This is a genomic window from Knoellia sinensis KCTC 19936, assembly GCF_000768705.1.
In the GTDB taxonomy this organism is placed as follows: domain Bacteria; phylum Actinomycetota; class Actinomycetes; order Actinomycetales; family Dermatophilaceae; genus Knoellia; species Knoellia sinensis.
Window position 1 is genome coordinate 257,798 of the sequence record NZ_AVPJ01000001.1, and the last position, 13,648, is coordinate 271,445.

At 69.0% G+C, this 13,648-nt stretch carries 10 protein-coding genes; 5 read left to right on the plus strand and 5 right to left on the minus strand.

Annotation, left to right across the window (positions count from 1 at the left end; genetic code table 11):
- Positions 1-195: 195 nt before the first annotated feature.
- From N802_RS01230 to ileS, 5 genes are all read right to left on the minus strand, one after another.
- On the minus strand, positions 196-1,596 hold the full coding sequence (locus N802_RS01230; RefSeq protein ID WP_084071757.1) for a bifunctional folylpolyglutamate synthase/dihydrofolate synthase: 1,401 nt from the start codon (positions 1,594-1,596) through the stop codon (positions 196-198).
- 30 nt (positions 1,597-1,626) lie between these two features.
- On the minus strand, positions 1,627-2,070 hold the full coding sequence (locus N802_RS01235) for a VOC family protein (RefSeq protein ID WP_035911025.1): 444 nt from the start codon (positions 2,068-2,070) through the stop codon (positions 1,627-1,629).
- Positions 2,071-2,087: 17 nt separating this feature from the next.
- A complete protein-coding gene (locus N802_RS01240; protein ID WP_052109276.1) occupies positions 2,088-2,585 on the minus strand; it encodes a helix-turn-helix domain-containing protein in 498 nt (165 codons plus the stop codon).
- Positions 2,586-2,594: 9 nt separating this feature from the next.
- Positions 2,595-3,461 carry a sterol desaturase family protein gene (locus tag N802_RS01245; RefSeq protein ID WP_052109277.1) on the minus strand — a complete coding sequence of 289 codons (867 nt, stop codon included), beginning with the start codon at positions 3,459-3,461 and terminating at the stop codon, positions 2,595-2,597.
- A 147-nt stretch (positions 3,462-3,608) separates the two neighbouring features.
- Positions 3,609-6,932 carry an isoleucine--tRNA ligase gene (ileS, locus tag N802_RS01250; RefSeq protein ID WP_035911027.1) on the minus strand — a complete coding sequence of 1,108 codons (3,324 nt, stop codon included), beginning with the start codon at positions 6,930-6,932 and terminating at the stop codon, positions 3,609-3,611.
- Between the two features lie 521 nt (positions 6,933-7,453).
- On the opposite strand from ileS, the gene N802_RS19220 reads away from it, so the two are divergent.
- The 5 genes from N802_RS19220 to N802_RS01275 are packed head-to-tail and all read left to right on the plus strand — an operon-like array spanning position 7,454 to position 13,636.
- Positions 7,454-9,043 (plus strand): prenyltransferase/squalene oxidase repeat-containing protein, encoded by a 1,590-nt coding sequence (locus N802_RS19220; protein ID WP_052109278.1) that lies wholly within the window; start codon positions 7,454-7,456, stop codon positions 9,041-9,043.
- Positions 9,040-9,930, plus strand: a complete 891-nt coding sequence (locus tag N802_RS01260; RefSeq protein ID WP_035911030.1) for a hypothetical protein — start codon at positions 9,040-9,042, stop codon at positions 9,928-9,930. The genes N802_RS19220 and N802_RS01260 overlap by 4 nt, the downstream gene beginning before the upstream one ends.
- Positions 9,931-9,951: 21 nt before the next feature.
- On the plus strand, positions 9,952-11,139 hold the full coding sequence (locus N802_RS01265; RefSeq protein ID WP_052109279.1) for an energy-coupling factor transporter transmembrane component T: 1,188 nt from the start codon (positions 9,952-9,954) through the stop codon (positions 11,137-11,139).
- Positions 11,139-12,761 carry an ABC transporter ATP-binding protein gene (locus N802_RS01270; protein WP_035911033.1) on the plus strand — a complete coding sequence of 541 codons (1,623 nt, stop codon included), beginning with the start codon at positions 11,139-11,141 and terminating at the stop codon, positions 12,759-12,761. The genes N802_RS01265 and N802_RS01270 overlap by 1 nt, the downstream gene beginning before the upstream one ends.
- A complete protein-coding gene (locus N802_RS01275; protein ID WP_052109280.1) occupies positions 12,758-13,636 on the plus strand; it encodes an ECF transporter S component in 879 nt (292 codons plus the stop codon). The genes N802_RS01270 and N802_RS01275 overlap by 4 nt, the downstream gene beginning before the upstream one ends.
- Positions 13,637-13,648 lie beyond the last annotated feature (12 nt).

Sequence of the window (13,648 nt, forward strand, 5' to 3'; positions counted from 1 at the left end):
GGCTCGGAAGAATTTCAGGCTCCGAAGCCCAGTGTCAGCATCTGGCGGGTAGGCCTCGACCTCACCGTTCAACTCTCCCGTGAGCCACTCGTCGCGCCCGATTCCCCAATCGGCGGGGACCGATTCCGGCGGCTGCTCACCTCGCCACCAGTCCGGCTCGCCAGTCATGCGGCGCAGTTCGTCATGTACGGAGCCTCAGCTGTCGGTGACGCCGAGGAGCATGCGGACCTCGGCTGCGGTGATCACCGAGCCGGTCGCGAGGACTCCCCCACCCACGCCACCCTCGTCCGCGATCCCGGCGGCACGGTCGAGTGCATCGGGCAGGTCCTCGACGAGGGTCACGCGATGCTCCCCGAAGACGCCCTTGGCGATCTCCGCGAGGTCCTGGGGCCGCATCGCCCGGGGTGAGGTCGTGCGGGTGACGATGACCTCGTCGAGCACGGGTTCGAGGATCTCGAGCATCTCGGTCGCGTCCTTGTCCTTGAGGATCGCAATGACGCCGACGAGTTTGGTGAAGGTGAACGCCTGGTTGAGCCCGTCCCGGAGCGCGATCGCACCCGCCGGGTTGTGCGCGGCATCGACGAGCACCGTGGGGCTGCGTCGCACGACCTCGAGTCGGCCCGGCGAGGTCGCGGCAGCCAGGCCGGCCTTGAGGACCTCGAGGTCGAGCGGCTGCTCGCCTCCCCCGACGAATGCCTCCACAGCCGCAATCGCGAGCGTGGCGTTCTGCGCCATGTGCGCTCCGTGGAAGGGCAGGAAGAGGTCCTCATAGGTCGCGGCCAGCCCGCGCACGCTCAGGGCCTGTCCGCCGACAGCGACGTCGCCACCCTCGATGCCGAACTGGTCGCCCTCGACGGCGATCTGGGCTCCGACCTCGGCGGCGCGGTCGCGCAGGATGGCGGCCACGGCGGGGTCCTGCTGGAGAGCGGAGATGGTGATGCCATCCGCCTTGATGATCCCGGACTTCTCCAGGGCAATGTCGGTCTCGGTGTCACCGAGGAAGTGCTGGTGGTCGATGGCGATCGGCGTGATGACCGAGACGACGCCGTCGGCGACGTTGGTCGCATCCCAACTACCGCCCATGCCGACCTCGACGATCGCGACGTCGACGGGCGCGTCCGCAAAGGCGGCGAAGGCCACGGCCACGAGCACCTCGAAGTAGGTCATGCGCGGACCGCCCTCGGCCGCCGACTTGGCGTCGACCATCTCGATCAGCGGGCTCACGTCGTCGTACGCCGCAAGAAACTTCTCCGCCTCGATGTTGCGACCGCCGATGGCGATGCGCTCGAGCATGGTGTGCAGGTGCGGGGACGTGAATCGTCCTGTCTTGAGCCCCATCTCACGCAGCACGGACTCGATCACGCGCGCCGTTGTCGTCTTGCCGTTCGTTCCGGTGAGGTGGATGACCGGATAGTGGCGCTGGGGGTCATCGGCGAGTTCCATGACCGCCTGGATGCGTTCGAGCGACGGCTCGAGGTCGTGCTCCGGTGCGCGAGCGAGGATCTCCTCCTCGACCTCCCGCAGCCGCTTCATGATCTCGAGGTTGCGTGCAGCCTCGCGCTGGGACGAGTCGGGAGCCGGTGCCATGCCGCCCATTCTCTCAGGGGCACGACACCGGCTGGACCGTCAGTCGAACGAGACGCCCTCGAAGTCCTCCGGCGTGAATTCGCGCGGCTCGACGAGCACCATCCAGTTGCCTGAGTTGTCGCGCATGAGCGCCTCGACGCCGTAGGGCCGGTCCTCCGGTTCCTGGAGGAACTCGACGCCCTTGGACTTGAGGTCGTCGACCGTCTTGCGGCAGTCGTCGACGTGCAGACCAACGCCGGGGAGGCCGCCTTCGAGCTGCGCGCGCTGCATCGCCGCGATGAGGTCATCGGAGAGTGGCTTGCTCGGGGTCGTGAGGTGGAGCGAGAGTTCGGGCTGGGACGGGTGGGTCACGGTGACCCAGCGGAAGTCCTCGCCGAGGACGATGTCGTCGCCGGCCGCGAAGCCGAGGACGTCGGTGTAGAAGGCGAGGGACTCATCGAGGTCCTTCACCCAGACGGACACGAGACTGACGTTGGTGATCATGGACTCGACGTTACGAGTCACCCACCGCTCGGCGCTTCTCCCGAATTGCGGCGTATGCCGTCCGCTCCCGTCCCGGGCTCATCTCGCCTCGCCGTGAGGTCCCGTCTTTCGACCAAACCGGTCATGAAGACCCAGCAGCCAGGGATCCGAGGAGCCCCGCGGACGGCATACCGAGCTTGAAAGGCGCTGGGAGTCTCGCCGACGATTTCGCGGAAGCGGGCACTGAACGAGCCGAGACTGGAGTAGCCCACCGCGTGGCAGACCTCGGTGACGGTGAGGTTCGTCGTGCGCAGAAGGTCCTGGGCGCGCTCGACCCGCCGCTCCCCCAGGTAGGCGAGGGGCGTCAGCCCGTAGACCTTCGCGAACGACCTCAGGAAGTGGAACTTGCTGAGCCGCGCGATGCCAGCGAGTTCGTCGAGATCAAGCTCCTCGGCGAAGTGGCGATCGATGTGGTCGCGCGCCCGGCGCAGGTGCACGAGGACGTCACCGGGGACGCGTCGGGTGGGCTCGGGCACAGACTCAGCCTAGGTCTGGTCGGGCTTCCAGCCAGGCGGGCCGAAGAGGTGCCCCGCTCGTGCCCGCCACGTCGTGGCGTTCCGGACGTCGCGGATGGCCGCGAGGAACTCGCCGTATTGCAACCGGAACGGGTTGTGCGTCGTGACCGGCACCGTGAGGCCGTAGATCGGGATGTCCTGCTCCTCGGCGTAGGTTCCGAAGAGCCGGTCCCAGATGATGAGGATGCCGCCGTAGTTGCGGTCGAGGTACTGCTTCTGGCTCGCGTGGTGGACACGGTGATGGCTCGGGGTGTTGAAGACGAACTCGAACGGCGCCCAGAGCTTGGGGATCGTCTCGGTGTGCACCCAGAACTGGTAGATGAGGTTGAGCGAGAACGCGAAGAAGATCATCCACGGCGGGACACCAAGGAGCGGGAGCGGCGTCCAGAAGAGCAGCTCGCCCCACGGGTTCCACTTCTGCCGCAGCGCGACGGAGTAGTTGAAGTAGACCGACGAGTGGTGGGCCTGGTGGGCCGCCCAGAGGATGCGGATGCGGTGGCTGGCGCGGTGGTAGGCGTACCAGAGCAGATCCACGGCCAGGAGCGTGAAGACCCACGTCCACGGGTTGCTCGCGTCGAGATGCCACGGGGCGATGGACCACAGCGCGAAGTAGAGGAACAGCGCCGCGAACCGCGCGCCGAGGTTGATGACAACCGAGCCGACACCGCTCGCGAGGTTCGAGGCGGTGTCGGGCTTCGAGTAGCCCTTGGCCGGAGCCTCGTCGTCGAGGTACTTGATCGCGAGCAACTCGAGCCCGATGAAGAGCGCGAAGAACGGCAGCGCGAACACAACAGGGTCGTGCGTCGGGTCGCTCATGATCGCCCACGGTGAATCCATGACGCGGATATTACCGACGGGTCAATTCACTCGCCGTAACCCACGCCACACCGCGCCAGTGTCCGACTTCGTGCCCCAATGGGACCCGTCAGCGGCGGCCTTCGGCCGGAGCGGCGCGTCACATTGGGGCACAAAGTCGGAGTTTGGTCAGGTGAGCTTCTTGACGGCGATGCGGACCTTCTCGCCGTCGCTGAGGTCGGCCTCGGAGACGCCGTCACCCAGCGCCAGCGCGTCGAGCTGAGGCGCCGAACCGAACTGCGTCGCCAGCGTCTCCTCAACGATGAGCGCCTGGTGGGCGACCGTCGCCTCCCAGACCGCCTGCGAGCCGGTCACCGTCAACGAGATGCGGTCCGACACGTCGAGGCCGGCGTCGCGACGTGCCTGCTGAACCGCACGGATGACGTCGCGGGCCAGACCCTCCGCAGCAAGTTCGGGCGTGACCTCGGTGTCGAGCACGACGAACCCGCCACCGGGCAGGACCGCCGTGGCGCGAGATCCGACGCCCTCTTCCCCGCCCTCGACAACCGTCTCGAGTGCGTACTCGCCCTCGACGAGTTCGAGCCCACCGCTGACCACGGTGCCATCCTCGGCCACGGACCAGTCACCGAACTTCGAGCCCTTGATGGCCGTCTGCACCTCGCGACCGAGTCGTGGACCGGCGACCCGGGCGTTGACCGTGAGCTTCTGGGTGACACCGAAGTCGCTGTCCCCCACCGCATCCAGGTCGAGCAGGGAGACCTGACGGACGTTGACCTCGTCGGCAATGATGCTCGCGAAGTCCTTGAGGGCGGCAGCATCCGGCACAGCGACAGTGAGGTCGCGCAGCGGCAGGCGCACCCGCAGCTTCTCGGACTTGCGCAGCGACGACGCCACCGAGCAGATGGCACGTGCCTGGTCCATGCGGGCGACCAGCTCGTCGTCCGCCGGCAACTCGTCCACGGACGGCCAGTCGGTGAGGTGCACCGAGCGCTCGCCCGTCAGGCCGCGCCAGATCTCCTCGGACACAAGGGGCAGCAGCGGAGCGGTGACCCGTGCCAGCACCTCGAGCGTCGTGTACAGCGTGTCGAACGCCGCGCGAGTGTCGCTGGAGTCTCCAGAACCGGTGTCCCAGAAGCGTTCCCGCGACCGGCGGATGTACCAGTTCGTCAGCACGTCCACGAACCCGCGCACCGAGTCACATGCTCCGGCCACGTCGAGACTGTCCAACTGCTCCGTCGTCGTCGCGACGAGCTGGCGCAACTTCGCCAACAGGTAGCGATCGAGAGGCGCGGTCGAAGCGGTCGACGACGACGCGGCATACCCCTGTCCGTCCGCGCCGAAGGCGTTGGCGTAGAGGGAGAAGAAGTACCAGCTGTTCCACAACGGGATCTGGACCTGGCGCACGCCCTCGCGGATGGCCTCCTCGGTGACGATGAGGTTGCCGCCGCGCAGGATCGGCGACGACATGAGGAACCACCGCATCGCGTCGGCGCCGTCACGGTCGAAGACCTCCCGCACGTCCGGGTAGTTGCGAAGCGACTTCGACATCTTCTGGCCGTCGTTGCCCAGGACGATGCCGTGGCAGATCACCGACGTGTACGCCGGCCGGTCGAAGAGCGCGGTCGCCAGCACGTGGAGGGTGTAGAACCAGCCACGCGTCTGCCCGATGTATTCGACGATGAAGTCGCCCGGGAAGTGGTGCTCGAACCACTCGGCGTTCTCGAACGGGTAGTGCACCTGCGCGAACGACATGGAGCCCGAGTCGAACCACACGTCCATGACGTCCTCGACGCGCCGCATCGTCGACTTCCCGGTGGGGTCATCGGGGTTGGGCCGCGTCAGCTCATCGATGAACGGGCGGTGCAGGTCCGGCTCACCATCAGCGTTCAGCGGCAGGCGGCCGAAGTCCCGCTCGAGCTCCTCGAACGACCCATAGACGTCGATCCGCGGGTGGGCCGGGTCATCGGACTGCCACACGGGGACAGGACTGCCCCAGAAGCGGTTTCGCGTGATCGACCAGTCACGGGCGTTCTCGAGCCAGCGTCCCCACTGACCGTGCTTGACGTGGTCGGGCACCCACTCGATCTGCTCGTTGAGCTCGACCATGCGGTCCTTGAACTTCGTCACCTCGACGAACCACGACGACACGCCCTTGTAGATGAGGGGCTCGCGGCAGCGCCAGCAGTGCGGGTAGGAGTGGTCGTAGGTCTCGCGGCGCAGCAGCACCGTTCCCGGCGTCACGGCGCCCGCGTCACCCGATCCGCGCGTGGCGGCCTTGAGGTGGTCGATGATCGGCGCGTTGGCGTCGAAGACGAGCATGCCTTCGTACTCGCCCACCGGGAAGGTGAAGGCGCCGTCGGCACCGACCGGCATGACTGGCTCGATGTTCTCGCGGTCGGTGACCTCCTTGTCGACCTCACCGAACGCGCCGGCGGTGTGCACGACACCGGTTCCATCAGTGGTCGTCACGGCGTCGTCGGCCGCGACGATGCGGAACGCGTTCGCGTGCCCCGCGAAGTAGGAGAACGGCGGGGCATAGGTCCGCCCCACGAGGTCGGCGCCCTTGTAGCGGCCCAGGACCGTCGGGTCCTCGCCCAGTTCGCGCGCGTAGTGCGAGAGGCGCGCTTCGGCCAAGAGATAGCGAGCCGTCGTGTCGGTGTCGGGCACGGCCGCCTCGACGACGACGTAGTCGATGTCAGAGCCGACCATTGCCGCGAGGTTGCTCGGCAGGGTCCACGGCGTCGTCGTCCACACGAGCAGGTGCGCGCCGTCGAGCACAGCGTCCGAGCCCGTGTCGTCGAGCAGATAGCCCACCGTGACGGACGGGTCCTGACGCATCTTGTAGACGTCGTCGTCCATCTTGAGCTCGTGGTTCGACAGGGGCGTCTGGTCGTTCCAGCAGTAGGGCAGGACACGGAAGCCTTCGTAGACGAGCCCCTTGTCGTAGAGCGACTTGAACGCCCAGATGACCGACTCCATGTAGGGCGCGTTGAGCGTCTTGTAGTCGTTGTCGAAGTCGACCCAGCGCGCCTGGCGGGTGACGTAGTCGCGCCACTCGTCGGTGTACTTGAGCACGGACGTGCGGCAGGCGGCGTTGAACTTCTCGATGCCGAGCTCGACGATCTCGTCCTTGGTCTTGATGCCGAGCTGGCTCATCGCTTCGAGCTCGGCGGGCAGGCCGTGGGTGTCCCAGCCGAATCGGCGCTCGACCCGGCGTCCGCGCATCGTCTGGTAGCGCGGCACGAGGTCCTTGACGTAGCCGGTGAGCAGGTGGCCGTAGTGCGGCAGGCCATTGGCGAAGGGCGGCCCGTCATAGAAGACGAACTCGTTGTCACCGTTCTCGCCGGCTTCACGGTTCTCGATCGACGCCCGGAAGGTGTCGTCGGCCTCCCAGAAGGCGAGGATTCGCTCCTCGATCTCCGGGAAGCGCGGGCTCGAGGGCACACCGAAAGCTGCGCCGGGCTGGCTGGTGGAGACCTTGGGGTAGGTCATGTCGAGTGGCTCCTGCGGTCGTCGCTACGTCATGTCGACGAGGACGAAAGGCCTTCCGGCGTATGCCGGCCGGTCACCTCCGCGGTGCCACCTCGCTTGCCGCAGCCGCGCGCTCAACCCGAGCCCACGGCATACGACCGCTCTTGTCAAAGATCGTGACGTGACCCGGACGTCCGGTTCTAGTGAGCGGGCGGACCCGCCGTTCTTCCGGAGGCTCGCCGCTGATGACGGCTCAGGCGCCTGTGAGCCCAGTCTAACGGCAGTTGGGCGGGGGTCTGGAGCGCGTTAGACTCTGCCCGTCGCCGACCCCTCGGTGACACCCAACCGCGTCCGCGGGGGAAAGCCGGTCGGAGTCCGGCGCTGACCCGCAACCGTAGGCCACCCGAGAGGCTGGCGAGCCGGACCACCACGCTGACGCGAATGGCTCCAGATCACCCGTCGAGGTCGCGGGACGGAGCCCGGACAGCCTCAGGGCCGCGTTCGGGCGAACGTCACGAACCGCCGAGGAAGGCTCGTCCCCCATGCTCCGCTCCCCCCTCCGAGTGCGCGTCGTCGCACCGCTCGCGCTCGCCGCGTTGACCCTGGGTATGCCGTCCGCCGCCCTCGCCGAGACCGTGCCGGCTCCCAGCCCGACCGCGTCCGCTTCGGCCCCCGCCTCGGCTTCACCTTCGCCGACCGAGACCGCGGCTCCCAACACGCCGAGCACGACCGCGACAGCGACGCCCACGCCCGAGGTGAGCACGCCGGCCACGAAGCCTGCCGCACCCACCACGACCCCAGCCGCTCCTGCCGCCCCGGCGCCCGAGGGCAAGGCGGTGCCGTTCGGTGCCGACCGGAGCAGCGCCCGCATCGCCGGCACTCCGTCTGACCAGGCCGGATACGCGGGCGGCTTCATGGTCCGCACGCTCGCGGAGCAGGGCAACCACTACACCTACCCGGGCAGCGACTTCTTCGACGGTGGGAACACCATCGACGCGATCCTCGGCCTCGACGGGGCCAAGGTGGGTCAGGACGGGGCCGACGCGGCCTTCGCCCACCTCGAGGACAACCTGGGCTCCTACATCGGCACGGACTTCAGCTCCCTCTATGCCGGGCCGACCGCCAAGGCCCTGCTCGCCGTCGTCGCCCACGGCGGGGACCCCACCGCCTTCGGCGGCGTGGACCTCGTCGACGAGCTCGTGAACAACTCGCTCGGTGCGGTCGAGCCGGGCCGCTTCTCCGACCTGCCTGTCGACTGCGGCTTCGACACGTGTGACTACTCCAACACCATCGGTCAGTCCCTCGCGATCATCGCCGTGGGTCGCGCGACGGGCGAGGTCCCGGGCGAGGCGGTCGACCTCCTGCTCGACCAGCAGTGCGCTGACGGCGGATTCCGGGGCACGATCAACCCGGCTGGCGACGCCTGCGCCTCCGACCTCGACGCCACCGCATTCGCCGTGCAGGCGCTCGTCGGTCTCGGTGCCGACGAGGCAGTCGACGGGCTCGACTACCTCGCGTCGAAGCAGCAGTCCTCGGGCGGCTTCATCAACGGTGACGGTGTCGTGAACACGAACTCGACCGCGGTGGCCGCCCAGGCCTTCGCAGCCGCGGGCTGGACCGAGGAGCTCGGTGCCGCACAGGGCTTCCTCGCCGAGCTGCAGCTCGACTGCACCTTCACTGCCGGGCTCCGCGGCGGCATCGCCTTCTCGGCAGCCGACCGGGCCACCCTGCTGAAGACCCCGGGCGACCAGGAGGCCATCGACAAGATGCTCCGCGCGACGCCGCAGTCGACCCTCGCCCTCGCCGGCGGATCTCTCCTCGACGTCACCGTGGAGGGCACCAAGGCGTCGGCCCCATCCGTCCCGTGCTCGACCAGCCCCTCCCCTACGGGAACCTCGGCGCCGACCCCAACCGAGACGACCCCGGGCACCGGCACCGGCTCGGGAACGGCCACGCCGTCCGCGACCGCACCGACCGGCTCGAACCCGTCGACGACCGCGCCGGCCACCGCTGGACCGGGCCTCGCCTACACCGGTGGCTCGCCGGTCGCCCCGCTCACCCTCGCAGTGCTCCTTCTCCTCGCCGGCGCTGCGACGATCCTCGCCTCGCGCCGTCGGGGTGCTCGTCAGTGACACTGCGCCACCACCTTCGGAGGCTCCTCGTCATCGCGGGGAGCACGACCGTCGCGGCCTTCGGCCTCATCGGGGCGGCCGCCCCGGCGCAGGCTGCGGCCTGCTCGGGGACGAGCGGCGTCACCGTGGTCATCCAGTCCTCATCCGGCACGTCCACGCGCTGTGCCAGCGGCGACCCGTCGACGGCGATGGCTGCCTTGCAGTCCGTCGCCAACGTCACTCAGGTGCAGACGCAACCCGGGTTCATCTGCCAGATCAACGGCTACCCCAACACCTCCTGCGTGCGGACCCCTCCAGCCGACGCGTACTGGGCCTTCTTCCACGCTCCTGCGGGAGGCTCGTGGACGTACTCCCAGAGCGGTGCCGGGAGCCACAACCCGAGGCCCGGTGGCTCGGTCGGCTTCCGTTTCGGTTCAGGGGCCGCGCCATCGGTGAAGCCGGCAGCTCCTGCACCAGCCGCGCCGAAGCCCAAGCCACCGACCGCCGCGCCCAAGCCGCCGACGGCAGCGCCCAAGCCCGCCAGCACGCCCCGGCGCACGACCGCAGCACCCAAGAGCACCTCGGGTGGCACATCCGCAGGCACGTCTGCCACGACGTCGAAGCCCGCGTCCAGCGCCTCCCGTGCGGGCAAGGCCGCCGCCAGTTCGCGTCCGTCCTCGAGCGCCCCCGCGTCCGCGACACCCATCGCGAGCCCGACCGCCTCAACAAGCGCGACCACGTCATCGACGCCCACGAACTCGGCCACGACCAACGTCCAGGCCGCTCCGCAGCAGGACGCGGACACGGGCACGACCGGCACGAGCCGCCTCGTCGGCGGCGGAGCCCTCCTGGCCGGCCTCGCCGCGGCCATCGCAGCCGTGGCGGTCCGTCGGCGCAGCCTCTCCTGAGTCCCACGAGATGCTGACCTCATGAGTCCGGCCCTGCCCCGCGCGGTTCATCCCGTCGCGTGGTGGGGCTGGGCCATCGGGCTCGCGGTCGCTGTGAGCGCCGTGACCAACCCCCTGCTCCTCCTCACCGCGCTCGGAGTCGCCGCACTCGTGGTGACGTCACGGCGGGGAAGCTCACCGTGGGCCAAATCCTTCCGCCTCTACCTGTGGCTCGGCGCGTTCATCGTGGCCGTGCGCGCCCTGCTCCACGTCCTCGTGGGCCTCAAGTTCGGTGAGACCGTCCTCCTGCCCCTGCCGGAAGTGACCCTTCCGTCTTGGGCCGCGGGCATCAACATCCTCGGTGACCTTCGGCTCGAAGGCCTTCTCGGGGCCGTGACCGACGGCCTCCGGCTCGCTGTGATGATCGCGTGCATCGGGGCCGCGAACGCTCTCGCCAACCCCAAGCGCCTGCTGCGAAGCCTGCCCGGAGCCCTCAGCGAGATCGGCTCCGCCGTGGTCGTGACGATCACCGTCGCGCCGCAGCTCGCCGACAGTGTGCAGCGAGTCATGCGGGCGCGGGCCTTGCGCGGCGACACGTCCCGCGGCATCCGAGCCCTTCCCCGCATCGCGCTCCCCGTCCTCGAGGACACGCTGGACCGCTCGCTTCTCCTCGCGTCGGCGATGGATTCCAGGGGCTACGGCCGCCGGCGTGAAGTGACCGGCAGCCAGCGGCTGCTCACCGCGATCTGCACCTTCGGCGGACTGGTCGCCAGCGCCGTCGGCATCTACGGGATTCTCGATGCGACCACTCCGGGATGGTTGGGCATACCTGCGCTGGCACTCGGAATTGCCCTGTCCCTCACCGGAATCTGGCTCGGCGGTCATGCCAACGCCCGCTCGACCTATCGGCCTGACCCGTGGCGCTGGCCGGAATGGTTGACCGTGGGGTCAGGGCTCGCCGCTGCTGTTGGCGTGCATCTCGTCGCCCGCACCGATGCCGCCTCCTTGGGTATGCCGTTGTCCCCTCTCGCCGTGCCCGCCCTTCCCCTGCTTGCTGTGGCCGGGTTGCTCGTGGCCGCGCTCCCAGCGTTCCTCACCCCACCGCCCCCCTCAGCCTCAGCGACACGCAGTTCACACCTTCGACTTCGTGCCCCACTGGGACAGGCGCCTCGGGCCGAAGGCCCTCCCTCGCTGTCCCAGTGGGGCACGAAGTCGAAGAGGGAGACGTGATGATCGAGTTCGACCGCGTGAGCGTGACGTTCGACGGCGCCATGGAGCCAGCCCTGCGTGACGTCTCCCTGAGCATCGACGAGGGCGAGCTGGCTCTCGTCATCGGGCGCACCGGGTCCGGCAAGTCGACACTTCTCGGAGCCATGACCGGGCAGGTCCCCCACTTCACCGGCGGCACCCTCGCCGGCCACGTCCGGATCGACAGGCGCGACACCCGGGACCACCGGCCGCGTGATCTCGCCGACCTCATCGGCGTCGTCGGGCAGGACCCTCTCGCGGGCTTCGTCACCGACACCGTCGAGGAGGAACTCGTCTACGGCATGGAGCAACTCGGCCTCGACTCGTCGACGATGCGCAAGCGCGTCGAGGAGACACTCGACGTCCTCGGCATCGCCGACCTGCGCGGCGCAGCCCTGCGCGAACTCTCCGGCGGTCAACAGCAGCGCGTCGCGATCGGTTCCGTCCTCACGGCCCACCCCAGGGTCATCGTGCTCGACGAGCCGACGTCGGCCCTCGACCCGACCGGCGCCGAAGACGTGCTCGCGACGATCACCCGTCTCGTACACGACCTGGCCGTGACCGTCGTCGTCGCCGAGCACCGCATCGAGCGCGTCCTCCAGTACGCCGACTCCATCATTCATGTGGGAGCCAACGGTGTTGTGTCACAGGGCGATCCGGCGACGATGATGGTGACCGCCGAGGTCGCACCGCCCGTGGTCGAGCTCGGGCGGTGGGCCGGATGGTCGCCGCTCCCCCTGTCCGTCCGGGACGCCCGGCGTCGCGCCAAGGAGTGGCGTTCCCTCGACGCCCAACCGCTCCGTCTCCCCGGGGACCCCACTGGTGTCGTCGCACTCGAGGCGCAGGACGTCATCGTCGCCCACGACTCCGTGGTGGCTGTCGCAGGGGTGGATCTGACACTGCGGGCCGGTGAGATCACGGCGCTCATGGGCCGCAACGGCGCCGGCAAGTCCTCGCTCCTGTGGGCCATTCAGGGCAGCGGATCCATGAGATCCGGCTCCGTGCGGGTCCCGGCTTCCGGTGCGGCACCGGACATCGACGTGCGCAGCCTCGACGCCGCACAGCGCCGCCGCCACGTCGGACTCGTCCCCCAGTCGGCCGCAGACCTCCTCTATCTCGACACGGTGGGTGCCGAGTGCGCCCAAGCCGATCGCGAGAGCGATCGCCAATCCGGCACCTGCCGCAGCCTTCTCGACAACTTGGCACCCGGCATACCGGACGATCGTCACCCACGGGACCTCTCCGAAGGGCAACGGCTGGCTGTCGTCCTGGCCGTTCAGTTGACCGCGGACCCACCCGTACTCCTCCTCGATGAGCCGACCCGGGGTCTCGACTACGCCGGCAAGGCGGCCCTCCGTCAGGCGCTGCGTGACCTCAGCGCGCGCGGACGCAGCGTCGTCGTCTCGACGCACGACGTCGAGTTCGTCGCGGGAACCGCGGACCGGGTCATCGTGATGGCTGCCGGCGAGGTCGTCGCCGATGGCACCGCGGCCGACGTCGTCGTCTCCAGCCCCGCGTTCGCCCCCCAGGTCTCCAAGATCACCGCACCCCAGCCGTGGCTCACCGTCGACGACGTCCGGTATGCCGTCGGAGAACCCTCGTGACCGCGCTCGCCACTCCGCCGCGACCGGCGACGCGGAGCGGGTCCCCACGTGCCATCCGGCTGAAGCCGCGATCCATCGCCGCCATCGCCGCCGTGAGTCTTGCCGGCGTCGTGGCCTTTGGCTGGCCACTCCTCGTCGACCCCGGCACGACGTTCTCCCACTCGACCGACGCGCCACTCCTCTTCTCGCTGCTCATGCCACTGCTGCTCGCCGTCGTGCTGGCCGAGATCTCGGAGGGTGGCCTCGACGTGAAGGCGATCGCCATGCTCGGAGTGCTCTCGGCCATCGGCGCCGCGCTGAGGCCCGTGGGAGCGGGCACTGCCGGACTCGAGACGGTCTTCTTCCTGCTCATTCTGGGGGGCCGAGTCTTCGGTGCAGGCTTCGGTTTCGTGCTCGGCGCCACCACGCTGTTCGCATCCGCTCTCATCACCGGTGGCGTCGGCCCATGGCTCCCGTTCCAGATGCTCGGTGCCGCGTGGGTGGGATTGGGAGCAGGGCTGCTGCCGCCCCTGCGCGGCAAGGCCGAGATCGCTCTGCTCGCGGCCTATGGCGCCGTGGCCGGGTTGCTCTACGGTGTGTGCCTCAACCTCATGTTCTGGCCCTTCACCACCGGACTCGACGGCGAACTGTCCTTCGTGGCTGGCGCGCCACTCACCGACAACCTGCAGCGCTTCCTCGTCTACTCTCTCGCGACCTCGCTCGGCTGGGACATCGGGCGCGCGATCACCAACATCGCCCTCGTGTCGCTCACCGGAACCGTGGTGCTGCGCACCCTGCGACGGGCCGCACGCAAGGCGGCGTTCGAGGCTCCGGTCGAGTTCACTCCGGCCGCCCACGGCACGACGCGACCTGCCGGTTCGGACATGCGCGGCTGACGACCTGACCGC

Excerpts from the sequence above, each read along its gene's own strand:
- N802_RS01235 (WP_035911025.1), bottom strand. The coding sequence starts at position 2,070 with ATGATCACCAACGTCAGTCTCGTGTCCGTCTGGGTGAAGGACCTCGAT.
- N802_RS01245 (WP_052109277.1), bottom strand. The coding sequence starts at position 3,461 with ATGGATTCACCGTGGGCGATCATGAGCGACCCGACGCACGACCCTGTT.
- N802_RS01230 (WP_084071757.1), bottom strand. The coding sequence starts at position 1,596 with ATGGGCGGCATGGCACCGGCTCCCGACTCGTCCCAGCGCGAGGCTGCA.
- N802_RS01270 (WP_035911033.1), top strand. The coding sequence starts at position 11,139 with ATGATCGAGTTCGACCGCGTGAGCGTGACGTTCGACGGCGCCATGGAG.
- N802_RS19220 (WP_052109278.1), top strand. The coding sequence starts at position 7,454 with ATGCTCCGCTCCCCCCTCCGAGTGCGCGTCGTCGCACCGCTCGCGCTC.
- N802_RS01265 (WP_052109279.1), top strand. The coding sequence starts at position 9,952 with ATGAGTCCGGCCCTGCCCCGCGCGGTTCATCCCGTCGCGTGGTGGGGC.
- ileS (WP_035911027.1), bottom strand. The coding sequence starts at position 6,932 with ATGACCTACCCCAAGGTCTCCACCAGCCAGCCCGGCGCAGCTTTCGGT.